The following is a 23,775-nucleotide window of genomic DNA, read 5'->3' as shown; positions in this document are numbered from 1 at the left end:
CGTCACCCCTTGCGCCTCCTCGACCGGCAACGCGGGCAGCAGCAGGCACACCCGTAGCCCTTGCTGCTCCGGCGCGTCGGTCAGGGTGATGCCGCCGCCCGCGCGTCGGACCAACTCCCGGACGATGGCCAGCCCCAGGCCGGCGCCGCCATCGTCGCGGGCCCGCCCGTCATCCAGCCGGGTGAACCGGTCGAAGACCCGCTCCCGGTCCGCCACCGGGACCCCCGGGCCGTCGTCGGTCACCGTCACCAGGTGGTACGCCCGGACGCCAGGCCCGACCTTCGCCACCGCCGCCGTTGTCGACACCGGCCCCAGCGCCCCCGCCGTCGTCGCCGTCGTCGCCCCCGCCTCGGCCGCGAGCACGACACTGCCGTACGCGTGCCGTACCGCGTTGTCGACCAGGTTGGCCAACACGCGACGCAACTCCTCGACGGTGCCGATCGTCCAGATCGGGCCCGCGGGCAGCATGACCCGCACCGGCGGCGACGGGTAGCGGGCGGCGACGTCGGTCAGCAACGCGCCCAGCTCCACCGGGCCGGTCCCCCGGGTCGGCGGGGTCTCGTCCAGGCGGGCCAGCAGCAGAAGGTCGTCGACCAGGCGGCTCAGCCGCTCGGTGTCGGCGAGCAGGTTGGTGGTCACCGCCGTCCAGTCCGTCCGGTCGGCGAGGCGCTGGGCCACCTCCAGCTCCGTCCGAATGTTGGTCAACGGGCTGCGCAGCTCGTGTGCGGCGTCCGAGACGAAGGCCCGCTGCCGGACGCGGGCGGATTCCAGCCGGTCCAGCATGCCGTTGAGGGTGACCGCAAGGCGGTGGATCTCGTCGGCCGACGCCGGCACCGGCAGCCGGCCGGTGCCGGCCCTCCCGGTGATCTCCTCGGCACCTCGACGTAACGCCTCGACCGGCCGCAGGGTCGCGCCCACCACCCGCCACGCCACCCCGGCCAGCACGACCACCAGCAGCGGGAACGCCACCAGCAGGATGGTCCGGACCACATGGATGCTGTGCCGCACGTCGGCCATCGAACGGGCGACCAGCACGGTGAGCGGGTCGGCCGCGGTGCCGGCGGGTACGGCGACCACGCGAACCGGGCCGACGAGCCCGACCCGCTCGGGCGGCACCTCCAACCGCTGCCGACCGTCTCTGTCCAGCCGCTCCGGGCGGACCATCGGCACCAGACGGTCGGCGTCGATCGAAGCCGCCCTGATCCGCCCCTGCCCGTCGATGACCTGCACGCGGACCTGCCCACCGGCCACCGGCAGGGGGTCGGGCAGCGCGTCCTCGGCGGCGAGCAGGGCAACCGCGTCGGCGGTGCGGAACGCCTCGGTGTCGACCGTGCGCTGGAGCACGAAGCCGAGCGCGCCGAGCAGCACCACCCCGCCCAGGGCCAACCCGATGGTGAGGCCGAACACGCCGATCGCCATGAGCCGCCCGCGCAGTCCGAGGACCGGCAGCCGGCCGGGCCAGAAACGACGGGTAGGTGCCGGGCGGTCCGCGGTCACGTCGCCAACCGGTAGCCGGCGCCCCGGACCGTCTCCAACCGGTCCCGGCCGAGCTTGCGGCGCAGGTAACCGACGTACACCTCGACGGCGTTCGGTGCGGTCTCCAGGCTCGCGTCCCAGACGTGGTCCAACAACTCGATCTTGGAGATCACCTGGCCCGGCCGGCGCATCAGGTAGTCCAGCAGCGCGAACTCCCGTGCGGTCAGCGCCACCTCGGCGTCCGCCCGGGTCACCCGTCGGCGGGCCGGATCCAGCCGCAGGTCACCGACCGCCAGCACGGTCGGACGCTCCGGTGCGCCCCGACGCAGCAACGCCCGCAGCCGGGCCAACAGCACCACGTACGAGAAGGGTTTGGTCAGGTAGTCGTCGGCGCCGCAGTCGAGGCCGTCGGCCTGGTCGTACTCGCCGTCCTTGGCGGAGAGCATCAGCACCGGCAACCAGTGCTCCTCCGCGCGCAGTCGCCGAACCAGCTCGTAGCCGGAGAGACCGGGCAGCATCACGTCGAGGATCATGGCGTCGTACCCGCCGTGCCGGGCCGCGTCCAGGCCGGCCGGGCCGGTCCCCGCCACGTCCACCGCGAACCCCTCCGCCTGGAGGCCGCGTTGCAGGGCAGCCGCCAACCGAGCCTCATCTTCCACCACCAGCACGCGCACAGCCCAAGGGTGCCACCCGGGTCAATGAGCACGGTTCGGTGTCCTCAGCACGTTCACAGCACCGAGAGGGCACGATGGGCGGCAGGAGGTGCCACCATGTCCGTCCTGAGAAGCCGTCCCGTCCTGCGCTGGCTGGTCCCGGCCACCGCGGCCGTCGCCGTCATCGGCGGCGGCGCGGCGATCGGCACGTTCGCCGCCGAGGCCGAGCCGAGCCTGCCGCCCCGCACTGCCGCTCAGCTCCTCGTCGATCTGCAGACATCCCGGTTGGAGGGGTTGTCCGGGACCGTCGTGCAGCGCGCCGACCTGGGCCTGCCACCACTCGTCGGGCTGCTCCCCGGCAACGAGCTGACCACCATGCTGACCGGCACGCACACGTTGCGAGTCTGGTACTCCGGGCCGGATCAGCAGCGGGTCGCGCTGCTGGACACCCTCGGCGAGCAGGATCTGATCCGCAACGGCCGGGACGTGTGGACCTGGCAGAGCCGTGGCAACACCGCCACCCACCGCACGCTGGGCGACGACACCGGGGCCTCCAAGTCCGCCCCGGAACCGGCGGCGAGCCTGCCGGCCACCCCGCAGCAGGCCGCCGACCTGGCGTTGGGTGCGATCGACCCGAGCACCGAGGTCAGCGTCGGCCGTTCGGCCACCGTCGCCGGCCGGGACTCGTACGAGCTGGTGCTCCAGCCGCGCGACCGGGACTCACTGGTGCACCAGCTACGGATCGCCATCGACGCCACGCAGCACGTGCCGCTGCGCTTCGAGGTGCTCGCGAAGGGCAGCGACCAGCCGGCGTTCGAGGTGGCCTTCACCCAGGTCGACTACCGCCGCCCCGACGCCGACCAGTTCACGTTCAACCCGCCGCCCGGGGTGACGGTCACCGAGGAGAAGGCCGAACGGCCGACCGGCAAGCCGGGCCGGCCTGAGCACGCCGCACCGGCGGCGGATCCGCAGGTCCGCGCGGTGGGCGACGGCTGGACCACCGTGCTGGTCGCCCGCCTGGACGGTGCCGTCGGCGGCAAGCCCGGCACCCCGAAGCCAGCCGCTCCCCCGGCCGGTGCCGCAGCGGGCATGGACCTGTCGAAGCTGCTCGGCGGGCTGCCCACCGTCAGTGGTGACTGGGGCAGTGGGCGGCTCTTCAGCGCCAAGCTGTTCAATGTGCTGCTCACCGACGACGGCCGGGTGCTCGCCGGAGCGGTGACGCCCGAGCGGCTCTACCAGGTCGCGCGCGGCTGATCTCCGCGGTGTTCGCGCCGGGTCGACCTGACGGTCGGCCCGGCGCTTCGCTGTGGGCGAGGCCCGGGTCAGGAGACGTCGAGGGCGCTGAGGTACGCGTCGGCGAGGACCGCGTGGCCGGGCAGGTGCGGGTGCACCCGGTCATCGGCCCAACGGCTCGCCGGGCTGACCGCCAACACCCGGTCGAACGCCGCCTGGTTGGGCACGTGTATCGCGTCGAACTCGGTGGCCAGCCCCGCCACGACGGCCGCGTACCGGTCGGTGTCGGCGCGTTGCGGGTCGGCGCGGTCCGCCTCGATGAAGAACGGGTCGCCGAGGATCAGGCGGCAGCCGGTGGCGGTGACCGCCCGACGTAGCAGGTCGCGCAGGGTGCGCTCGTACTCGTCGATGCCGACGGCCTCATCCGGCCGGTCACCGTAGCGCCGCCAGATGTCGTTGATGCCGATCAGCACCGCGAGCCAGTCGGGGCGTTCGGCGATGGCGTCGTCATCCCAGCGGGCGGCCAGGTCCCGCACCGTGTCGCCGCCCACACCCCGGTTGACCCACGACAGCTCCAGCTCCGGGTGCCGTGCGTCGACCAGAGCGCGCACCAGGCTCACATATCCGCTGCCGTAGGGCGCGGCGACGTCGCGTCGACCACAATCGGTGATGCTGTCCCCGATGAAGACCACCCGTTGGCCGGTCCGCAGGATCATCCGCCGCCACCTCGCGATCACCGGCGCGCCGGACCGCCCGGCTTGGTGAGAACCGGCGGAACGCGCTATCTTCAACAGTTCCAAGGGCACAAAAAAGAACGGCTAAAAGCCGTTCCTGCAAAGGATTCTAATCTTTAGGGAGACGGCTTGTCAAGGCACTCCGGCGGTTCCGGCGAATTGCCGCTCGACGACGAGATCGGTCGCGAGCAGGAGTACGTCTCGATGCTCTACAACCGGCTGGACGAGCTGCGTGAGCAGGCCGCCCACCGGCTCACCGCCGAACTGCACAACACCGGCGGCACCCTCCAGGACCGCTCACAGCGCGACAGCTCGGTAGCGATGTACGCCGATCAGGTCGAACAGTTCTCCGCCGTGGAGAACGGGCTCTGCTTCGGCCGTCTCGACGGCGACGACGACTCCCGCCGCTACATCGGCCGGATCGGCATCTTCGACACCACCGGCGACTACGACCCGCTGCTGATGGACTGGCGGGCCCCCGCCGCCCGCCCGTTCTACCTCGCCACCGCAGCCAACCCGCAGGGCGTACGCCGGCGCCGGCACCTGCGCACCCGGCAGCGCAAGGTGACCGGGCTCAACGACGAGGTGCTCGACATCGACACCGCCTCCCCCGGCGCCCACGAGGAGCTGACCGGTGAGGCGTCGCTGCTCGCCGCGCTCAACGCCGGCCGCACCGGCCGGATGCGCGACATCGTCGAGACCATCCAGGCCGAACAGGACGAGATCATCCGGGCGGAACTTCCGGGCGTCATGGTGGTCCAGGGCGGCCCCGGCACCGGCAAGACGGCGGTCGCGCTGCACCGGGCGGCGTACCTGCTCTACACGCACCGTCGCGAACTCTCCAGCCGGGGCGTGCTGCTGGTCGGCCCGAACGCGACCTTCCTGCGGTACATCTCCCAGGTGCTGCCGACGCTGGCCGAGACCGGTGTGCTGCTGCGTACCCAGGGTGATCTCTTTCCCGGGGTCAGCGCGCAACGCACCGAGCCGGCCGAGACCGCGGCGCTCAAGGGCCGGGCGGTGCTGGCCGAGGTGTTGGCGCTGGCCGTGCGGGACCGGCAGTGGGTGCCGGACGAACCACTGGAGATCGAGGTCGAACGGGAGACGTTGACCCTCGACCCGCAGACCGTGCGCGTCGCCCGGGAGCGGGTCCGTCGCACCGACCGACCGCACAACCTGGCCCGCGCGCTGTTCGACGTGGAGATCGTGCACGCGCTCGCCGAGCAGGTGGCCGAGCGGATCGGCGCCGACCCGCTCGGCGGGGACAACCTCCTCGACGAGGCGGACCGGGCCGAGATCCGGCGGGAGCTGCGCGAGGAGCCGGAGATCCGAGCCGCCCTCGACCAGCTGTGGCCGGTGCTCACCCCGCAGCGGCTGCTCGCCGACCTGTACGCCGACCCGGATCGGATCGCGGCCGCCGCGCCGATGCTCAGCGAGGACGAGCGGGAGCTGCTGCGGCGCGAGCGCGGTGGCTGGACGCCCGCCGACGTCCCGTTGCTGGACGAGGCCGCCGAACTGCTCGGCGAGGACGAGCGTGCCGCCGCCGCCCGGCGGGACCGCATCCGGATGATGGAACGGGAGTACGCCGAGGGCGTGCTGGAGATCGCCCGGGGTTCCCGCTCGATCGACGTCGAGGACGAGGCCGAGGGCGGTGAGATCCTCGGCGTCACCGACCTGATCGACGCGGATCGGCTGCTGGAACGGCAGGAGGAGGCCGACCGGCTGACCACCGCGCAGCGGGCCGCCGCCGACCGCACCTGGGCGTTCGGGCACGTCATCGTGGACGAGGCGCAGGAGTTGTCGCCGATGGCCTGGCGACTGCTGATGCGCCGCTGCCCGAGCCGGTCGATGACGATCGTCGGGGATGTCGCACAGACCGGCGCGCTCAGCGGCACGCCGTCCTGGGCGGACGCGCTCGCGCCGTACGTCGAGCAGCGGTGGCGGCTCACCGAGTTGACGGTCAGCTACCGCACCCCCGCCGAGATCATGGCGGTCGCCGCCGACGTACTGGCCGAGATCGACCCGGCGCTGCGACCGCCGCGCTCGGTGCGGGAGAGCGGCGTACCCCCGTGGGACCGGACGGTGCCCGACGGGCGGTTGGCGGCGGAGCTGGTCGCCGAGGCCGGCCGGGAGGCGGCCGGGCTGACCGAGGGTCGGCTCGGGGTGCTCGTTCCGGCTGGCCGGGTGGGTGAGTTGGGCGCGGCGGTGACCGCCGCCCTGCCGGAGGCAGCCGTCGGCGAGCATCCGGAGTTGGAGAGCCGGGTGGTGGTGCTGACCGTCGCGCAGGCCAAGGGGTTGGAGTTCGACTCGGTGCTGGTGGTCGACCCGGACCGGATGGTGGCCGAGTCCCCTCGCGGACGCAGCGACCTGTACGTGGCGCTCACCCGCGCCACCCAACGCCTGGGCATCCTGCGCCCCGCGAGCTGACCACGAGAGCCGCCGCCCCCACCGAGTTGTCGCTCGGCGGGGGCGGCGGTCGGGGTCACTCGTTGGCTGACCGGTCCCTGATGGACCTGGCCGGTTCCGGTGCGGAGGTGGACTGGTCGCTGGTGCCACCGCCCATCGGGGTGCTGAGGCCGCCGGTGGTGGCATCGCCGGTGGTGGTCGGTGCCACCTTGCCGGGGTGGCGTTCCGGCTGACGGGCCACCCGACGTACGCTCGCCGGCCCGGCGGTGCCACCGGTGGTGGTCACCGCGCCCTGCCCACCGACGGGGCCACCGTCGCGCAGCACCTGTGGGTCGATCCGTTCCTTGGCCGGATCGAAAGGGTCGTCGCGTTGGATCTGACTCTCCACATCGGTGCGGGGCACCGTCACCTCGTCGAGGGCGCCCTTGCCGTACACGCCGCCGGCGATCCGGTCCTCGGCCTCGCGGGCGGCGTCCTGCCGCATGTCGTCCTCACGCACGTCCATCACCTCGCAGAAGCTGTGGAACTGACTGCGTGCCCGACCACCGGCCGACCAAACCCGGCGTGACCGGCAGGTCGTCCGCGGCGGTTCACCGTCGCGCCGCCCGCTGGCCGCCTGCCCGCAGCCCAGTGATGTCCATGCTGTCCGGCAACCGGTGGGAGACGCCCGCCGGCAGGAGGGGATGACAGCGTGCGCACTGTACGTGCGCGAGAACCCGGCATACTTCCACGGAAGTGGACGTCCGGACCCTGCAGACGCGCGACGGCCTGAAGGTGATCCCGTACACCGTCGATGACGCCACGGTGATGCAGCGCGTCATCGACCTGGGCGTCGACGGCATCATCACCGACGATCCGGACCTTCTGGTGAGCGTGGCGATCCGCAACGGCCTGCGCTGACCCGTCGACCCACCTGATCGCCGGCCGGATTTTTCCGGCCGGCGATCGGTGTTACCTGCTCCGGGGCCTCGGGTAGTCGGGGGTTGTCCCCGCCACGAAAGCGAACCGTGCCGTGGCCGACACGCGGTAGCGGGGCGAGGGAATGCAGGTACGACTCATCGCATCCTGAGGAGGACCAGATGAGCACGCAGGCTGCTTCCACCCGGCCCATGAACCGGCCCATGAACGACCCGCAGAATCCCGCTGCGATGCGAGACACGCAGCAGATGCCGGTCATGCACGACGGGCGTCGCAACGACATGCAGGCACCTGGTACGGAGACCAAGCAGGCGTTCAAGACCACCGAGTTCTGGATCTACCTGATCGCGGTGGCCGCCGTACTGGGCGCGTCGCAGGTCGTCGGTAAGAACTCCGCTGGGGTGGACATCTTCCGGGCAGACAACGCCTGGTTCCTGATCACCCTGCTGACGCTGGGCTACCTCGGTAGCCGTGGCCTCGCGAAGGCCGGCAGCAACTGGCGCAGCAGCGAGGAGCGCAAGGCCCGGCACTGACCGGTTCACAGTGCACGGTGGCCTCCGGGAGAAATCCCGGAGGCCACCGTCGTCGTTTGTGGAGCGGCTACTCGTCGCCGCCGAAGTCGCCGAAGTCCCCCTCGAACGCATCCTCGATCATCTCGCCGGCGATCATGCCGCCGGCGACACCGAGTGCCGCCCCGGCCACCATGCCGCCCATGCCGTGCCCACGGCTGTGACCGTGACCGTGGCTCGCCCCGTACTGGGAACGCAGGCTGCCGTAGCGGGACGTGGTCTCGCGCAGCCAGCCATCGACGACCTGCGCCCAGTCCACCCGGTCAGCGTCGGTGTGCGACACCTGGTAGCGACCGAACGCGTCGTGCCCGGCACTGAGGAACCCACCGCGCTTGTCGCACTCCAGGATGACCTCGACGCCGCGCTGGCTGGTCACGAAGGTCAGCTCGACCTCCTTGATGGTGCTCGCGTACTGCGGGGAGGCGAAGAACTCGATCTCCTGGTAGAACGGCAGCGTCTGCTGCACGCCCCGGATGTGACCACGCTCCAGGTCGGCGTGCTTGAACCCGAACCCGAGCCGCTGGAACGCCTCCAGGATCCGCTCGTGCACCGGCAGCGGGTGCACCGCCACGTGGTCCAGGTCGCTCTTGTCGACCGCGCGGGCGATCGCCAACTCGGTGCGCAGACCCATCGTCATGCCGTGCAGGCGCTGGCCGTACACGTCGGTGATCGGGGTCTCCCACGGAACCGGCAGCTGGAACGGGATCGAGAGCTGCTGCTTCGGGGCGAGGGCGAGCGGGCCGCTGACCACCATGCGGTGGAACTCCATCGTGCCCGCGTACTCGGTGTCGTGTCCCTCGACCTCGACCCGGGTGACCAGGCCGATCACCACCTGCTCGATGGCTGCCTCAGCGTCGCCACCGACGAGGTTGACCTGCCCGTCGAGGGTCAGGCCGGGCCGGGTGTTGGGGTTGGTCAGCACGGTGTCCACGCTGGGACCGCCCACACCGAACGCGCTCAACATCTTCTTGAAGACCATCGGAACTCCTGTGCGACGCCGACCGCTCCACGCTGGAGTCGGACGTTGACTCGAACGGCACCCTATCCAGCACCCCTGTGAGGTGGCTGTGAAGCGCCACGTCGGCCGCCCGATGTCGGCCTCCACGTTCACAGTCAGCGGCGGGCCAATGTCTGTCGGCGAGCCTTTGGAGCTGATGTCGTAAACGAATCAGGCGTCCGGGCCTCCGCCGCGGGTGATTGACTCGCATTCATTGAGGTCGGGGTATCCGGGTCGCGGTGACACCCCGACTTCCAGGAACCCGAGTCGATCACGCATCAGGGCGCGAACTCGCCGCCCTTCACCCCGTCGACGAACGCCATCCAGCCGCCTGCCGGGTAGACGAGGGTCGCCGCCGCGCGATCCTTGCTGTCGCGCACCGCCACCCGGCCGGAACCGTCCAGGACGGGCCCCGCCTCCACGCAGCTACCGCCGTTGCTGTTGCTCCGGGTGCTGACATGCCAGGCCACCGCAGGAAAGGCTTCACTCATGGCAGTTCCTCCTTGATCTCCGCGATCAGCTCGGCCGCCTCGCGCCGATCAAACGCGACATCACGAAGCCGATCGTACGCAAGCGCGTAGCGCTTCGACGTTGGAGATTCCATGAAACGGCGCCCGCCCAGTGTCTCGGCATAGGCGACCTCCGGGTACGGCTTGGGCATCCCGAAGAGTACGAACGAGCCATCGAGACCGGCGTGCAGCCCCACCCTTGATGGCAGCACTCGGACATCGATGTTCGGCTGCCTGATCAGGTCGGCCAGGTGGTGGAGCTGGCCGCGCATCACGGCAGGGCCACCGACAGGTCGGCGCAGCACGCTCTCGTCGATAATCGCCGCCACACGGACGGTCGGGTCCCGCGCCAGCACACGTTGACGGTCAATCCTGAGTTGTAGCCACTTGCCGACGGAGAAATCTGTCGCCCCCTCCCCCTCCGCGTTACGGATCACCGCCTCCGCGTAAGCCGGCGTCTGCATGAGCCCCGGCATGAGGAAGGCATCCCACGAGTAGATGCGTTCGCCAAGCATCCTCGGCGAGCTGGATGAAACGGTTCCGCTCGCGCCCGTCGTGCTCGCCGTAGAGATCGAGCAGCGACACGACCACGCCGCGCCGGAATGGCCACTCCGCGCGCTCCCAGCGGGCGATGGACGAAAAATCGCGCTCCAGGAACTCGGCGGCCTGCTTGAGAGTGATGCCGCGTTGCTCCCGTAGCTGCCGCATCTGCTGACCGAGCCACTGGGCACGCAATGTCTGCACGAACGATTCACGCCTGGCGGGCATGGTGCCCCTCTCCTCGCGGACCCTCACGACGAATTTTGTTGGTGTCGTAGCACCAATACCGAGGCCACTGGAAACGTGGCCTTCGGGTGAGGTGATCGCCGGCCCCGGGGACGCCCGGTGCAAACACGGCAACCGCGGCTGTGCCAACAGCCGAGAAGGTGACGAGAGATGGCCTCGCGAGTGGCAGGCGCATACCGGCTCTCGTCGGGTCTCAACTAGAGCGTCGGGATGTGCGAATCCCGGCTCCGAACCGACTTGACGAATAACTACCACGGCAAAGGGCGCCTTCGCGACCCTGACCCGCCCATCGATCGACGACGCGTGAGGTGATGAATGACCCGAGGCACTCTCTACGACGGCACGCTCCACGGCGGCGCTCGGCTGGCGCGGCTGCACCCGAGCCAGGTCCACGACCGGCAGTTCACCATCGTCGGTTTCGGCCGGCGAGGCCTGGACCCCACTGAGGTACGGCGGTTCCTGCACCGCGTCGCGTTCGACCTGGCGACGCTGCACCACGATGTGGCTCGGCTCAGCGAGGAGAACGCCCGGGTGAAGCGTGCGCTGCGCGATTGGCAGAGCGCCTGGTCCGAGCGGCGTCAGTCGTGAGCCCGGGATGGGAGCACCAGTACAGCGGGCTTTTCACCCCGTTGCCGCGGTTTGCCGTCGAGGCGTACACGGAGAGACCTCGGTATGTGATCCACCTGCCGGTGGCGGTCACCGACCTGGGTGGGGCGCTGGGTGGGGCGCTGGACCTGGCGCGGACGCTCGCCCGTTCCCTGGCCTCCACGCCGCAGGTCGACCTCGGCGGCACCACCGTCTCGACCGAGGACGCGCAGCACGTACGACATTGGGTTTTCTGCGACCGGATCATGCCCGATCGCCGCCGATGTGCACGGGAGGCCGACCACGTCGGCGCCTGCCTACCCAACGACGGTCCATAGATCGATCTACAGTCTGGCGATGAAGACGGGGAGACGGGCACGTCCGGCCGGGCTCGCTGCGGTGGCGGGGCTGCTGCTGGTGGTGCTCGGATGCGACACGGCTGCCGCAGACGAGACGCGTGGCTGCCAGGAGCAACGGCAGGCCGACGAGGAAAAGGTCCGGGTCAGCCGCTGGGAGTCGCCGGAAGAGCTTCCGTTCGTCGGTGAGTATTCGGAGATCCATTGGCAGGCGCGCGCGTTGGGCAATCCGTGCTCACGGGCGCCGGGCCCGACGGACTGGGAGTACCAGGGCGTCATCGTCCTGCGTCCGGAGGATGCGCACAGGTTGGCCGAGCAGTTCGCATTCGTTCCGTTCGCTTCCATCGACCCGGCTGAGCTGCTCCACTCGCATACGCCGACGGACGTGCGACCGGACCTCGTGCCGTTCCTCCCGACCAAGCCCCGTTGGCTGCACAGTGAGATCTACAACGAGGCAGCGCCGTCGACACGTTGGCGAGTGGTGTTCCTGGACCTGGAGCGTCACACGCTCCTGTTCATGCTGAACGACCACTAGCGGCTGGACTCGGCCGGCACGCTCCGCGCCGACCTCGGTGCCCTGACCGTCGTGATGATCAGCCAGGCGAGCGCGGTCAGCAGCGCCACGAGGCCGGCGGGGAGCAGACCCCAGGGCAGGGCACGCGGCGACATCGTCCATGCCTGCCGGGTGTCGGCGAGTACGCGTGGCTGTCGAGCCGAGGCCGGGACGGCCACCTCCCACTCGTACGCGCTGTTGGGCTCGTCGTCGATGATCTGCCAGGACTCCTGGACGTCGACACCGTGGATCGGCCCCTGCCGCCCGCGACCGCCGCGGGTCCAGTTGCCGACGCACCGACTGTGCAGGGCCTCCAGCCGATCATGGGTCACGTAGCAGTGATCGACTGTCGCCCGGCTCTGGTCGGCGGGCCACGAGCCGACCACCCAACTCAACATCCCGACGAGGGCCAGGCCCACGACGACGATCGCAGCGAGTCGCACCTTGACCGCAATCATGGCCGTACTCCCTTGTTCGAGTCCTGGTCTGCCTGACGGTGGGCGTGCGCGCGGTCCAGCGAGGACGCACGGTCAGTCGGGTTCCACGATCACCAGTTCGCCGACCTGCTCGCCGATGGTGGTGCGAGCCTCGGCCGGCAGCCCACGGTCGGTGATCAGCACGTCGGCGGCCTCCAGCGGGGCGATGGTGGCGATGCCGATCGTCTCCCACTTGGTGTGGTCGGCAAGAACCACGAGCCGGCGGGCCGCGCCGATGAGGCACCTGTTGACCCCGGCCTCCAGCAGGTTGGGTGTGGTGAAACCGGTGCGTGGGCTGAGGCCATGCACACCAAGGAACAGCAGGTCGACGTTGAGCGCGCTGATCGCCGCCTCGGCCACCGGCCCGGTCAACGCGTCCGACGGGGTGCGGATGCCACCGGTCAACACGACCGTCTGGTCGGCGCGCGGGTTCTGGTAGAGCGCGTCGGCCACCGGGATCGAGTTGGTCACCACTGTCAGCCCGCGTACGTCGGAGAGGAGCGTGGCCAGCGCGGCGGTGGTGGTGCCGGCGGAGAGCGCGATGGCCATCCCCGGCTCCACCATCGTCGCGGCCCGCTCCGCGATGGCGCGCTTCTCCGCTTGCTGACGGATCGACTTCGCCGCGAAGCCGGGTTCCTCGGCCGAGCCCGGCCCGGCGAGGGTGGCGCCACCGTGCACCTTGTCGACCAGGCCGCGCTCGGCCAACACCTCCAGGTCACGCCGGATCGTCATGTCGGACACACCGAACCGACTGACCAGCTGACTCACCCGCACCCCGCCACGTTGGCGGATCAGATCGAGGATGGCGGTCTGCCGCTGCTGGGCGAGCATGTGGGGAACCTCCTTCGCGCCGTGCCTGTCGCGCGGATCAGGCCCGATCCTCACGGACGACAGCCACCTCACCTGCCGGCACCGTCAGCTCACCGGCACACGGTGTGCCGGTCAGCAGCTCGACGCCGCGCGCCGGCAGGCGTACCTCGGTGTCGGTGTGGTTGATCGCGAACAGCCAGGTCCGGTCGCCGTCGCGGCGGCGGACCACCTCCACCCCGGACGGCGCCGACACCGCCGGGCGGACGCCGGCCTCGGCGAGCAGCCGAGCCACCAGGCTATCCGTGGCCGGTTCGTCCAGCCGGGTTCCGACATACCAGGCGGTGCCGTCGCCCACCAGGTGCCGGGTCAGCGCCGGCACGCCCGGCAGGGGCCCATCGGTGTACGAGGCGAGCACCTCCGCGCCCTCGGCGTGCAGCCATTCGGTCCACACGTCGGCGGTGCTGCCGTCGTCCAGGTGGATCTGCTCACCCTCGCGCAGCGGGAAGAACTCCTCGGTCCGGACACCGAGCAACTCCCGGAACGCGCCCGGGTAGCCGCCCAGCCGGATGTGGTCGTTGGCGTCGACGATGCCGCTGAAGTAGGTGACCGCCGCCGTGCCACCGGCCTCGACGTACCGGTGCAGCGCGTCGGCGTCGGCGTCCCGGACCAGGTAGAGGGTCGGCACCAGGACCAGCCGGTAGTCGCTGAGGTCGGTCGACGGGTGGACGATGTCGGCGGTGACGCCGGCCCGCCAGAGCGAGCCGTACAGGGCGTTCAGCCGGTCGGCGTACGTGACGTCGACGCTGGGGTGCGAATCCAACTCGACGCCCCACCACGCCTCCCAGTCGAACAGGATCGCCACGTCCGCGTCCACCCGGCTGCCGCGTACCTCCGCGAGGGCCCTGAGGTCCGCGCCGAGCTGGCAGACCTCGCGGAACACCTTGGTGTCCGGCCCGGCGTGCGGCACCAGGGCGGAGTGGAACTTCTCCGCGCCGGCGCGGGAGGCGCGCCACTGGAAGAAGAGCACTCCGTCGGCGCCCCGCGCGACGTGCGCGAGACTGTTGCGGCGCAGCTGGCCGGGACGCTTGGCCACGTTGCGGGGCTGCCAGTTGACAGCGCTGGTGGAGTGCTCCATCAGCAGCCACGGGTCGCCGCCGGCGACGCCCCTGGTGTGGTCGGCGGCGAGCGCCAACCCGAGGTGCGCCTGCGGGTCGGCGGCGGTGAGGTAGTGGTCGTTGGAGACAAGGTCCACGTCGGCGGCCCAGGAGTGGTAGTCCATGTGCTTGACGCCCAAGCCGATCATGAAGTTGGTGGTGACCGGCTGCCGGACCAACGTCCGCAGCACCTCGCGCTCGGCGCGCAGTTGGGCGCGCTGCTCGTCGGAGGAGAACCGCAGGAAGTCCAACTGCTGCGTCGGGTTGGCGAAGGTCGGCGCGGTGCGCGGCGGATTGATCTCGGCCCAGTCGCCGTAGCGCTGGCTCCAGAACGCGGTGCCCCAGGCGTCGTTGAGCCGGTCCAGGTCGCCGTAGCGCTCGCGCAGCCAACCGCGGAACGCCTCGGCGCTGACATCGCAGTAGCAGTGCACGTTGTGGCAACCCAGCTCATTGGAGACGTGCCACATCACCACGGCGGGGTGCTCGGCGTACCGGCCGGCGACCGCGCGCACCAGCTCCAACGAGCGCTCGCGGAAGACCGGCGAGCTGGGGCAGTACGCCTGTCGTCCACCGGGCCAGAGGATCGCGCCGTCGGCGCGGCGGGGCAGTGTCTCCGGGTGCGCGCGGGCCAGCCACGGCGGTGGGCTGGCCGTGGCGGTGGCCAGGTCGACCTGGACGCCGCCGTCGTGCAGCAGGTCCAGCACCCGGTCCAGCCAGCCGAACTCGAAGCGCCCCGCGCTGGGCTCCAGCAGGGCCCAGGAGAAGATGCCCACGGAGACCAGGTTGACCCCGGCCCGGCGCATCAGGTCGATGTCCTCCGACCAGGTTTCCTCGGGCCACTGCTCGGGGTTGTAGTCGCCACCGAAATAGATGCTGTCACCCTGCCATCGCCGCATGACAGCTGAGGGTGCACCCGCTGGTCCACGGAAGTCAACAGGTTCCAACATCGAGATTCTTTCCAACGTTTACCAGGTAACGGCCGTGTCACGACTGGGTTATCAGAGGCGAACAGCCCTCTTGACAGCGCACGACCGCAGGGTAGCTTGAGGCCCCAATGGCCGTTCGTGTTCGCCAATGTGGATTCTCGGTGGATCTCAATGTGTGATCACGACGCCGGACCTGCCTTCACCACCCTGACGGCCCTTGGGCGTAGCACCTCTTCATCCGCAGGAGGCACAGATGTCCCGTCCCCAATCCCAAGCCGAGTACCTGGCTCGGCTCGTACCGCCCTCAGTCGCCGGCATCAACCGACGATCGTTGCTGGCCGGCGCGGCCGGCACGGGCGCGCTGCTCGGCACCGGCCTGCTGGCCGGCTGCGGCGATGACTCCGGCTCCGGGGGGTCCAGCAAGGACGTTTCGCTCGGCTCGAACCAGTCCGACCCGAAGCCGAAGGAAGTCCTCGTCAAGGTCACCGACGGCTTCAAGGCCTCGTCGGGGGTGCAGGTCGCGGTGAACACCGTGGACCACAACACGTTCCAGGAGAACATCAACAATTACCTGCAGGGCAAGCCGGACGACGTGTTCACCTGGTTCGCCGGCTACCGGATGCGCTTCTTCGCGCAGAAGGGCCTCGCCAGCGACATCAGCGACGTGTGGGGCAAGCTCTCCGGCTACTCCGACGCCTTCAAGAAGGCATCCACCGGCGACGACGGCAAACAGTACTTCGTGCCGGGGACGTATTACCCGTGGGCGGTCTTCTACCGCAAGTCGGTCTGGCAGCAGCACGGCTACCAGGTGCCCACCACCCTGGACCAGTTCACCGCGCTCGGCGCGCAGATGAAGCGGGACGGCCTCACCCCCATCGCCTTCGCCGACAAGGACGGCTGGCCGGCGATGGGCACCTTCGACATCCTCAACCTGCGCATCAACGGTTACCAGTTCCACATCGACCTGATGGCCGGCAAGGAAGCCTGGACCTCCGACAAGGTCAAGAAGGTTTTCGACACCTGGGCCGGCCTGCTCCCCCTGCACCAGCCGGACAGCCTCGGCCGCACCTGGCAGGAAGCCGCGCAGTCGTTGCAGCAGAAGAAGAGCGGCATGTACCTGCTCGGTCTCTTCGTCGGTCAGCAGTTCAGCAACGACGAGCAGGACGACCTCGACTTCTTCACCTTCCCCGAGATCGACCCGGCCATCGGCGCCAAGGCGCTGGACGCCCCGATCGACGGCTACATGATGGCGCGCAAGCCCAAGAACGAGGAGAACGCGCGCAAGCTGCTGGAGTACTTCGGTGGCAAGGCCGCTGCGGACATCAACCTCAAGAACGACCCGGCCGTCCTCGTCGCCAACAGTGGCGCGGACGTCGGCGGCTACACCGCGTTGCAGAAGAAGGCCGCCGAACTGGTCGGATCGGCCACCGAGATCGCCCAGTTCCTCGACCGGGACACCCGGCCGGACTTCGCCTCCACGGTGATGATCCCGGCGATCCAGCAGTTCATCAAGAACCCGAAGGACATCGACGGGCTCACCTCGTCCATCGAGAACCAGAAAAAGTCGATCTTCACTGACTGACGGCGGAAGGGGGAGGACATCGTGTCCGACCTGCCCCTGATCCAAGCGGATCGCGCCGTGCCGCCGCCGGCGACGACCACCTCCACTGGTGGTCGTCGCCGGCGGCTACGGCTCCTGTCCCGCACCGACCGCGTGGTCATCACGCTGATGGTGCTCGTCCCGCTGCTGCTCGTCACCGGGTTCGTCTGGTTGCCGGCGGCAGCCACCGTGCTGCTCTCCGGCACCAACTGGGACGGCATCGGCCCCCTCAACGAGATCGAGTTCGTCGGCGCGCGCAACTACAGCGACGTGGTGAACATCTACCCGCCGTTCGTGCCGGCGATCCAGCACAACCTGCTCTGGCTGGCGACGCTCTTCGTGGTCGCCACCCCGTTCGGCATGTTCCTGGCCGTGCTGTTGGACAAGGAACTGCGCGGCAGCCGCTTCTACCAGACCGCGCTCTACCTGCCGGTGGTGCTCTCGCTGGCGCTCATCGGCTTCGTCTGGCAGCTGCTCTACTCCCGCGACCAGGGCCTGATCAACGCCGTCTTCGGCAGCAGCATCGACTGGTACGGCGACTCGAACGTCAACATCTGGGCGGTCATGGTCGCCTCCGGATGGCGGCACGTCGGGTACATCATGCTGCTCTACCTGGCCGGTTTGAAGGGTGTCGATCCATCGTTGCGCGAGGCCGCGGCGGTCGACGGCGCCTCGGAGGGCCGCACGTTCTTCCGGGTCGTGTTCCCGGTGCTGCGGCCGATCAACATCATCGTGCTGGTGGTGACCGTGATCGAGTCACTGCGCGCGTTCGACCTGGTGTGGGTGGTCAACAAGGGCCGCAACGGGCTGGAGCTGATCTCCGCGCTGGTCACCCAGAACGTGGTGGGCGAGGCGAGCCGGATCGGCTTCGGGTCGGCACTGGCAACGATCATGCTGGTCGTCTCGCTGGTCTTCATCACCATCTACCTGGCGACCGTGATGAGGGAGAACCGGGAATGAGCGTCGACACTCCGGTTCGTTCGCGCAAGCTGACCCCGATGCGGATGCTGCTGCACGGCTTCCTCATCGTCGTCTCGTTGGCCTGGCTCTTCCCGATCGCCTGGGCGGTGCTGACCTCGTTGCGCTCGTACGACTACACCGCCCAGAACGGCTACGTCTCGTTCGGCGGCTGGACCTTCGACAACTACGTCACCGCCTGGCGGACGGCGGAGTTCGGGCAGCACTTCCTCAACTCGGTGTACATCACCGTGCCGGCGGTGTTGCTGACCCTCTTCCTCGCCTCCAGCGTGGCGTTCGTCATCGCCCGGTTCAGTTGGAAGCTCAACCTCGTCCTGCTGGGGGTCTTCACAGCGGCCAACCTGCTGCCCCAGCAGGCGCTGCTCATCCCGCTGTTCCGGCTGTTCACCGAGGTGCCGCTGCCGGAGTTCATGAGCGACTCGGAGCTGCTCTACGACAGCTACTGGGGCCTGATCCTGATCAACGTGGCCTTCCAGTGCGGCTTCTGCGTCTTCGTGCTCAGCAACTACATGAAGGCGCTGCCCCGTGACCTGTACGAGGCGGCGATGGTCGACGGGGCGAGCATCTGGCGACAGTACTGGCAGGTCACCATGCCGCTGTGCCGGCCGGCCCTGGCCGCGCTGGCGACGCTGGAGGTGACCTGGATCTACAACGAGTTCTTCTGGGCCACCGTCCTCATGCGCACCGGCGACAAGTTCCCGGTGACCAGCTCACTCAACAACCTGCGCGGTGAGTTCTTCACCGACAACAACCTGGTCTCGGCGGGCAGCGTGCTCGTCGCGATCCCCACCCTGGTGATCTTCTTTATGCTCCAGCGGCACTTCGTTCGGGGCCTGACCTTGGGAGCCTCCAAAGGATGACGATCCTGCACCTGCGCCGCGCGCGGACCAGCCTGGTGCTCGACGCGCGCGGCCCGGGGCTGCCCCGGGTCGTGCACTGGGGCGGCGACGTCGGCGACCTCGACGAGGACGGCCTGCGCCAGCTCGCCGACGCGACAGTACCGCCGGTGGTGCCGAGCAGCTTCGACGAGCCGACCGTGCTGTCCCTGCTGCCGGAGGCGAGCGCCGGTTGGAGCGGCCGGCCGGGGCTTGCCGGGCACCGCGACGGACGAGACTGGTCCACCGCCTTCCGCCTCGACGGGGTGGACGTGCGCGACGGCGGGCCCGGAGCGGGGGTGCTGACCGTGCGGGCCTCGGACCCGGCCGCCGGGCTGACAGTGACCATCGAGATCACCCTCGACCCGTACGGCCTTCTGACCGTTCGGCACCGGCTGCGCAACGACGGCGACGGGGCGTACGAGCTGCGGGAGCTGACGCCGGTGCTGCCGGTGCCGGCGGTCGCCACCGAACTGCTCGACCTGACCGGCCGGTGGTGTCGGGAACGGTCCCCGCAGCGGCACCCGTGGCAGCACGGCGCCTGGGTCCGCGAGGGCCGGCGCGGCCGTACCGGGCACGACGCCACGTTGCTGCTGGTGGCCGGCACCACCGGTTTCGGCTTCGGCCACGGCGAGGTCTGGGCGGTGCACACCGCGTGGAGCGGCGACCACGTCACGTTCGCCGAGCGTCGGCCCACCGGCGAGTCGACACTTGGTGGCGGCGAGCTGCTGGCCGCCGGGGAGATCCGGCTCGACCCCGGCGAGTCGTACGAGACTCCCCTGCTCTACGCGGTCTGGTCCGACGCCGGGCTGGACGGGCTCAGCGACGTGCTGCACAGCCACCTCCGGGCCCGTCCCGGGCACCCGCGCTCCCCCCGCCCGGTGACCCTCAACGTCTGGGAGGCGGTCTACTTCGACCACGACCTGGACCGCCTGCGGTCGCTCGCCGACCGGGCCGCGGAGATTGGCGTGGAGCGGTTCGTGCTCGACGACGGCTGGTTCCGCGGCCGGCGCGACGACACCGCCGGGCTGGGCGACTGGTACGTCGACGAGGGCGTCTGGCCGGACGGCCTGCAACCGCTGATCGACCACGTCACCGGTCGGGGGCTTCAGTTCGGTCTCTGGGTGGAGCCGGAGATGGTCAACCCCGACTCGGACCTGTTCCGCGCGCACCCCGACTGGCTGCTCGCCGTGCCGGGGCGGCTGCCACCGGCCTGGCGTCACCAGCAGGTGCTCGACCTGGGCCGCCCCGAGGCGTACGCCTATGTGCTGGAACGCCTCGACACGCTGCTCAGCGACCATCCCGGCATCCGGTACCTCAAGTGGGATCAGAACCGGGACCTCACCGAGGCCGGGCATCAGGGCAATCCGGGCGTGCACGGGCAGACCCTGGCGGTCTACCGGCTTCTCGACGAGTTGCGCGGTCGCCACCCGGGCGTGGAGATCGAGAGCTGCTCGTCCGGTGGGGCTCGGGTCGACCTGGCCATTCTGGCCCGCACCGACCGGGTCTGGGCCAGCGACTGCAACGACGCCCTGGAGCGGCTCAGCATCCAGCGCTGGACGGGGCTGCTGCTGCCACCGGAGCTGATCGGCACCCACATCGGCCCGGAACGCTCGCACACCACAAAGCGCGTACACGACCTGGGTTTCCGGGCGGTGACCGCGCTCTTCGGCCACCACGGCATCGAGTGGGACATCGCGTCGATCAGCACCGCCGAGCAGACCGAACTGGCCGCCTGGGTGGCACTGCACAAGCGGCTGCGCCCGCTGCTGCACGCCGGCCGGGTGGTCCGGGTCGATCACCCGGACCCGGCCGTCTGGGCGCACGGCGTGGTCGGTCACGACAACACCCGAGCGGTGTACGCGGTGGCCCGGCTGAGCACCTCGGTGGCGCAGGTACCCGGCGCGGTGCGGCTGCCCGGCCTCGACCCGGGCCGGCGGTACCGGGTGCGACAGGTGTCGGGCGTACCGGCCCCGGCGACCATCGACCTGTCCGCGCCCACCTGGCTGGCCGCTGGTGTCACCCTCAGCGGGGCGGCGCTGGCCCGGGTGGGTGTGCAACTGCCCGCTCTGCACCCGGAGCAGAGTCTGGTGCTGGAGGTCGACGCCGTCGACTGACAAGATTTCGGAAAATCTTTGGCCGGGGTGTCGAGAACGGCAGGGCCTGCTTCTACCTCAGGGTGAGAGCACCGACGAGGGTGCGCGGGCGTGAGGAGCCAACCATGAAGTACATGCTGCTGATGCAGTTCAGCGCCGCCGGGACCGACTTCCCGAGCATCGACACCTGGACCCAGGACGAGGTCCGGGCGCACATCGCCTTCATGGGCGAGGTCAACGACAAGCTCACCGCCGCCGGGGAGTGGGTCGACGGTCAGGGCCTCGGCGGCCCGCAGCAGGCCCGGATCGTCCGCGCTGGTGAGGGCGGGACGCCGGTCGTCACCGAGGGGCCGTTCGCCGAGACGAAGGAGTTCCTGGCCGGCTTCTGGATCGTCGACTGCGAGAGCCCGCAGCGGGCCGTGGAGGTGGCCGCGCACATCTCCACGGCGCCCGGCCCCGGCGGTCGGCCGCTGAACATGCCGATCGAGGTGCACCCGGTGATGTCCGCGCCGCCAGCGGAGCTGTGAGGGCTGAACACCGATCCCCGCACGGAGGACCTGCTGCGCGAGTTGGCGCCGCAGGTCCTCGGCGTGCTCAGCCGCCGCTTCGGTGACTTCGCCACCGCCGAGGACGCGGTGCAGGAGGCACTGCTGGCCGCCGCCACCCAGTGGCCGACCGAGGGGCTACCGGCGAACCCCCGTGGCTGGCTGATCCAGGTCGGTTACCGCCGGATGATCGAACTGGTCCGCGGTGAGCAGGCCCGACGCCGCCGGGAGGACCTGGTCGCCCGCCGGGACCCGGACGACCGGCAGTACGCGCCGGCCCCGGACGACGAGTTGACCGCCGAGCGGGACGACACGCTGGTCCTGCTCTTCCTCTGCTGCCACCCGGCGCTCGCGCCGACGTCGGCGGTGGCGCTGACCCTGCGCGCTGTCGGTGGGTTGAGCACCGCCGAGATCGCCCGCGCGTTCCTGGTGCCCGAGGCGACGATGGCGCAGCGGATCAGCCGGGCCAAGCAGCGCATCCGGACATCCAAGCTGCCGTTCCGGATGCCCGAGCCAGCGGAACGGGCGGACCGGTTGACCGCCGTCCGGCAGGTGCTCTACCTGATCTTCACCGAGGGGCACACCAGCACCAGCGGCCCGCACCTGCGCCGGATCGACCTCGCGGCGGAGGCGATCCGACTGACCCGCGCCCTGCACACGCTCTTGCCCGACGACAGCGAGTCGGCCGGGCTGCTGGCGTTGATGCTGCTCACCGAGGCACGCGGGCCGGCGCGGACCGGCCCCTCCGGCGAGCTGGCCTCACTGGCCGATCAGGACCGCAGCCGCTGGGACGCGACGGCGATCGCCGAGGGCATCGCCCTGGTCACCCGCGCCCTGCCGCGTGGGCCGGTCGGCCCGTACCAGGTGCAGGCCGCCATCGCCGCCCTGCACGACGAGGCGCCGAGCACCGAGCGGACCGACTGGCCGCAGATCCTGGCGCTCTACCAGGTGCTGGAACGCCTGGCCGGTAGCCCGGTGGTGGCCCTCAACCGGGCCGTGGCGACGGCCATGGTGCACGGACCCGCCGCCGGCCTGGCTGCCCTCGACGCACTGGCCCACGACCCGCAGTTGACCGGACACCACCGGCTGGCCGCCGCCCGCGCCCACCTGTACGAGATGGCCGGTGACCAGGCCCGCGCGGTCGCCGACTACCGGGCCGCCGCCGCCCGCACGAGCAGCCGACCCGAACAGCTCTACCTGACCATGCGGGCAGCCCGACTGGCGGCCGAGCCCGGCGACGGCCCGCCGGCTGCTGTTGAAGTCGAGGTCGAACCGTAGCGATCCGTCCCAGCGGGCCTGCCCGTCGAACGTGCAGTTGTCACGGCGCGGCGGTCTCCCCCTGAACGGCCGACACCGCGCGGGTGCGACGCGAGCGGCCCCACCCGCCACGACTGGCCATCTTGGACAGTTTCCGTCAGCACAGAACGGAAAGTGTCCAAGATCTACCCGGCCAACTCCCTTTCATGCCGCCACCCGGGGGTGCGGCACGGGTCCGGGCGCGGCACGGGTCCGGGTGCGGCACGGGTCCGGGCGCGGCACGGGTCCGGGCGCGGCACGGGTCCGGGTGCGGGGTGCGGGTGCGGGTGCCTTTGGAGCTGATGCCGTAAACGATTCATTCATCGGGACGGCGTCCGGCACCCTGCGCATCCGATTCGTTTGCGACATCAGCTCTAAAGGCGTTCTGTGGCAGATGTTGGGCCGCGCGGACGTCGCCCCGCCGAGGCGGCCGGACGTCACCTGACGAGGCGGGCGGACTTCACGCTGACGAGGCGGCCGGACGCGGACGTCGCCGGCACTAGCCTGGGCACCGATGGGTTCGTCGACCACGAAGGACCAAGGGGACGCATGGCGTACGTGCTGCTGGGGATCGCCATCCTCGCCGAGGTACTGGCGACCAGCCTGATCAAGAGCACCGCCGGGTTCACCCGCGCCTGGCCGACGGTGGCGTGCCTCGGCGGTTACGCGCTGGCCTTCGTCCTGCTGGCCCAGGCCGTCAAGGAGATCCCGGTGGGGGTGGCGTACGCCCTCTGGTCGGGTCTGGGCACCGCGGCCATCGTGGCGATCGGCGCGGTGTTCCTGGGTGAGTCGGTGGGACTCGCCAAGCTCACCGGCATCGCGCTGATCATCGCCGGAGTGGTCATCGTGAACCTGGCCGGGGAGCACTGACCGGGACAGGTTCCGGTGGTCGGGACCGACGTGGACCCGACCACCGGCCCGGCGGTCAGCTCGCCGTGCAGCTCAGCGCCGGCAGGCTGTTGGTGCCGGTCCAACTACCGAGGAAGCCGAAGGTGGCACCGGCCCCGGCGGCCAGCCGCCCGTTGTAGTCGGCATTGCGAGCGGTCACCGTGGTTCCGCTGCTGGTGAGGGCCACATTCCAGGACTGGGTGACAGCCTGGCCGTTGGCGAAGGTCCAGCCGGCGGTCCAGCCGGTGATCGCCCTCGCGCCGGCGGTCACCCGTACCTCAGCCTGGAAACCACCCTGCCACTGGTTGGTCACCGTGTACGTCGCCGTGCAACCACCGGCGGGCGGGGGCGTCGTGGGC

24 protein-coding genes and 1 pseudogene are annotated in these 23,775 nt (G+C 70.3%); 14 read left to right on the top strand and 11 right to left on the bottom strand.

Going from position 1 to position 23,775, the window contains the following annotated elements; genetic code table 11:
- Together DLJ59_RS26470 and DLJ59_RS26465 are read right to left on the bottom strand one after the other, a co-directional pair.
- Positions 1-1,419, bottom strand: a 1,419-nt coding sequence (locus tag DLJ59_RS26470; RefSeq protein WP_124775588.1) for an ATP-binding protein, incomplete at its 3' end; no start/stop codon positions are given.
- A 74-nt stretch (positions 1,420-1,493) separates the two neighbouring features.
- The gene (locus DLJ59_RS26465) at positions 1,494-2,150 is read right to left on the bottom strand and encodes a response regulator transcription factor (protein ID WP_124775584.1); all 657 of its coding nucleotides are present in this window, start codon (positions 2,148-2,150) and stop codon (positions 1,494-1,496) included.
- A gap of 96 nt (positions 2,151-2,246) precedes the next feature.
- Between DLJ59_RS26465 and DLJ59_RS26460 the strand changes: the two genes are divergently transcribed.
- On the top strand, positions 2,247-3,383 hold the full coding sequence (locus DLJ59_RS26460) for a LolA family protein (protein ID WP_124775582.1): 1,137 nt from the start codon (positions 2,247-2,249) through the stop codon (positions 3,381-3,383).
- 68 nt (positions 3,384-3,451) lie between these two features.
- Here the strand turns inward: DLJ59_RS26460 and DLJ59_RS26455 are convergent, their stop codons facing one another.
- Positions 3,452-4,078 (bottom strand): SGNH/GDSL hydrolase family protein, encoded by a 627-nt coding sequence (locus tag DLJ59_RS26455; protein WP_124775580.1) that lies wholly within the window; start codon positions 4,076-4,078, stop codon positions 3,452-3,454.
- Between the two features lie 147 nt (positions 4,079-4,225).
- Between DLJ59_RS26455 and DLJ59_RS26450 the strand changes: the two genes are divergently transcribed.
- Positions 4,226-6,520, top strand: coding sequence for a HelD family protein (locus tag DLJ59_RS26450; protein WP_124775578.1), 2,295 nt, complete (start codon positions 4,226-4,228; stop codon positions 6,518-6,520).
- Positions 6,521-6,575: 55 nt separating this feature from the next.
- On the opposite strand, the gene DLJ59_RS26445 is transcribed toward DLJ59_RS26450, so the two are convergent.
- Positions 6,576-6,998 (bottom strand): hypothetical protein, encoded by a 423-nt coding sequence (locus tag DLJ59_RS26445; RefSeq protein WP_124775576.1) that lies wholly within the window; start codon positions 6,996-6,998, stop codon positions 6,576-6,578.
- A gap of 236 nt (positions 6,999-7,234) precedes the next feature.
- Here DLJ59_RS26445 and DLJ59_RS26440 point away from each other — a divergent pair, with 236 nt between their 5' ends.
- The gene (locus DLJ59_RS26440) at positions 7,235-7,399 is read left to right on the top strand and encodes a glycerophosphodiester phosphodiesterase family protein (protein ID WP_124775574.1); all 165 of its coding nucleotides are present in this window, start codon (positions 7,235-7,237) and stop codon (positions 7,397-7,399) included.
- Positions 7,400-7,578: 179 nt separating this feature from the next.
- Positions 7,579-7,950 carry a hypothetical protein gene (locus tag DLJ59_RS26435; protein WP_124775572.1) on the top strand — a complete coding sequence of 124 codons (372 nt, stop codon included), beginning with the start codon at positions 7,579-7,581 and terminating at the stop codon, positions 7,948-7,950.
- Between the two features lie 67 nt (positions 7,951-8,017).
- On the opposite strand, the gene DLJ59_RS26430 is transcribed toward DLJ59_RS26435, so the two are convergent.
- The 3 genes and pseudogenes from DLJ59_RS26430 to DLJ59_RS38130 form a co-directional block, all read right to left on the bottom strand.
- Positions 8,018-8,965 carry a sporulation protein gene (locus tag DLJ59_RS26430; protein WP_124775570.1) on the bottom strand — a complete coding sequence of 316 codons (948 nt, stop codon included), beginning with the start codon at positions 8,963-8,965 and terminating at the stop codon, positions 8,018-8,020.
- Between the two features lie 296 nt (positions 8,966-9,261).
- Positions 9,262-9,474, bottom strand: a complete 213-nt coding sequence (locus DLJ59_RS26425) for a DUF397 domain-containing protein (RefSeq protein ID WP_124775568.1) — start codon at positions 9,472-9,474, stop codon at positions 9,262-9,264.
- A pseudogene (locus DLJ59_RS38130) lies at positions 9,471-10,260 on the bottom strand (helix-turn-helix domain-containing protein). Before DLJ59_RS38130 ends, DLJ59_RS26425 begins: the two are co-directional and overlap by 4 nt.
- Positions 10,261-10,593: 333 nt before the next feature.
- Here DLJ59_RS38130 and DLJ59_RS26415 point away from each other — a divergent pair.
- The 3 genes from DLJ59_RS26415 (at position 10,594) to DLJ59_RS26405 (ending at position 11,754) form a co-directional block, all read left to right on the top strand.
- Positions 10,594-10,866: a DivIVA domain-containing protein gene (locus tag DLJ59_RS26415; protein ID WP_124775566.1), complete on the top strand. Its 273-nt coding sequence runs from the start codon at positions 10,594-10,596 to the stop codon at positions 10,864-10,866.
- An 86-nt stretch (positions 10,867-10,952) separates the two neighbouring features.
- The gene (locus DLJ59_RS26410; RefSeq protein WP_124775564.1) at positions 10,953-11,201 is read left to right on the top strand and encodes a hypothetical protein; all 249 of its coding nucleotides are present in this window, start codon (positions 10,953-10,955) and stop codon (positions 11,199-11,201) included.
- Between the two features lie 19 nt (positions 11,202-11,220).
- Positions 11,221-11,754, top strand: coding sequence for a hypothetical protein (locus tag DLJ59_RS26405; RefSeq protein ID WP_124775562.1), 534 nt, complete (start codon positions 11,221-11,223; stop codon positions 11,752-11,754).
- Here the strand turns inward: DLJ59_RS26405 and DLJ59_RS26400 are convergent.
- The 3 genes from DLJ59_RS26400 to DLJ59_RS26390 all read right to left on the bottom strand — a co-directional run bounded on the left by DLJ59_RS26400 (position 11,751) and on the right by DLJ59_RS26390 (position 15,108).
- Positions 11,751-12,230 (bottom strand): hypothetical protein, encoded by a 480-nt coding sequence (locus DLJ59_RS26400; protein WP_124775560.1) that lies wholly within the window; start codon positions 12,228-12,230, stop codon positions 11,751-11,753. The two genes, DLJ59_RS26405 and DLJ59_RS26400, sit on opposite strands and share 4 nt — an antisense overlap.
- Before the next feature lie 72 nt (positions 12,231-12,302).
- Positions 12,303-13,079, bottom strand: a complete 777-nt coding sequence (locus tag DLJ59_RS26395; RefSeq protein WP_124775558.1) for a DeoR/GlpR family DNA-binding transcription regulator — start codon at positions 13,077-13,079, stop codon at positions 12,303-12,305.
- 37 nt (positions 13,080-13,116) lie between these two features.
- Positions 13,117-15,108, bottom strand: coding sequence for a beta-galactosidase (locus DLJ59_RS26390; protein WP_124775556.1), 1,992 nt, complete (start codon positions 15,106-15,108; stop codon positions 13,117-13,119).
- Positions 15,109-15,391: 283 nt separating this feature from the next.
- Here DLJ59_RS26390 and DLJ59_RS26380 point away from each other — a divergent pair, with 283 nt between their 5' ends.
- From DLJ59_RS26380 to DLJ59_RS26350, 7 genes are all read left to right on the top strand, one after another.
- A complete protein-coding gene (locus DLJ59_RS26380; RefSeq protein WP_124775554.1) occupies positions 15,392-16,720 on the top strand; it encodes an ABC transporter substrate-binding protein in 1,329 nt (442 codons plus the stop codon).
- 21 nt (positions 16,721-16,741) lie between these two features.
- Positions 16,742-17,698 (top strand): carbohydrate ABC transporter permease, encoded by a 957-nt coding sequence (locus DLJ59_RS26375; RefSeq protein ID WP_124775552.1) that lies wholly within the window; start codon positions 16,742-16,744, stop codon positions 17,696-17,698.
- A complete protein-coding gene (locus DLJ59_RS26370) occupies positions 17,695-18,576 on the top strand; it encodes a carbohydrate ABC transporter permease (protein WP_124775550.1) in 882 nt (293 codons plus the stop codon). The genes DLJ59_RS26375 and DLJ59_RS26370 overlap by 4 nt, the downstream gene beginning before the upstream one ends.
- On the top strand, positions 18,573-20,708 hold the full coding sequence (locus DLJ59_RS26365; protein WP_124775548.1) for an alpha-galactosidase: 2,136 nt from the start codon (positions 18,573-18,575) through the stop codon (positions 20,706-20,708). Before DLJ59_RS26370 ends, DLJ59_RS26365 begins: the two co-directional genes overlap by 4 nt.
- A gap of 104 nt (positions 20,709-20,812) precedes the next feature.
- Positions 20,813-21,214: a YciI family protein gene (locus DLJ59_RS26360; protein WP_124775546.1), complete on the top strand. Its 402-nt coding sequence runs from the start codon at positions 20,813-20,815 to the stop codon at positions 21,212-21,214.
- Between the two features lie 3 nt (positions 21,215-21,217).
- Positions 21,218-22,510: an RNA polymerase sigma factor gene (locus DLJ59_RS26355; RefSeq protein WP_124775544.1), complete on the top strand. Its 1,293-nt coding sequence runs from the start codon at positions 21,218-21,220 to the stop codon at positions 22,508-22,510.
- Between the two features lie 567 nt (positions 22,511-23,077).
- The gene (locus DLJ59_RS26350; protein ID WP_124775542.1) at positions 23,078-23,398 is read left to right on the top strand and encodes a DMT family transporter; all 321 of its coding nucleotides are present in this window, start codon (positions 23,078-23,080) and stop codon (positions 23,396-23,398) included.
- A gap of 55 nt (positions 23,399-23,453) precedes the next feature.
- Here DLJ59_RS26350 and DLJ59_RS26345 read toward each other — a convergent pair.
- The coding region (locus DLJ59_RS26345) for a cellulose binding domain-containing protein (protein ID WP_208648842.1) at positions 23,454-23,775 on the bottom strand (322 nt) is incomplete at its 5' end.

The sequence above is a fragment of the Micromonospora inaquosa genome (genome assembly GCF_003857055.1).
GTDB classification, from domain to species: Bacteria; Actinomycetota; Actinomycetes; order Mycobacteriales; family Micromonosporaceae; genus Micromonospora; species Micromonospora inaquosa.
This window is presented reverse-complemented; position numbering and strand designations above follow the sequence as displayed.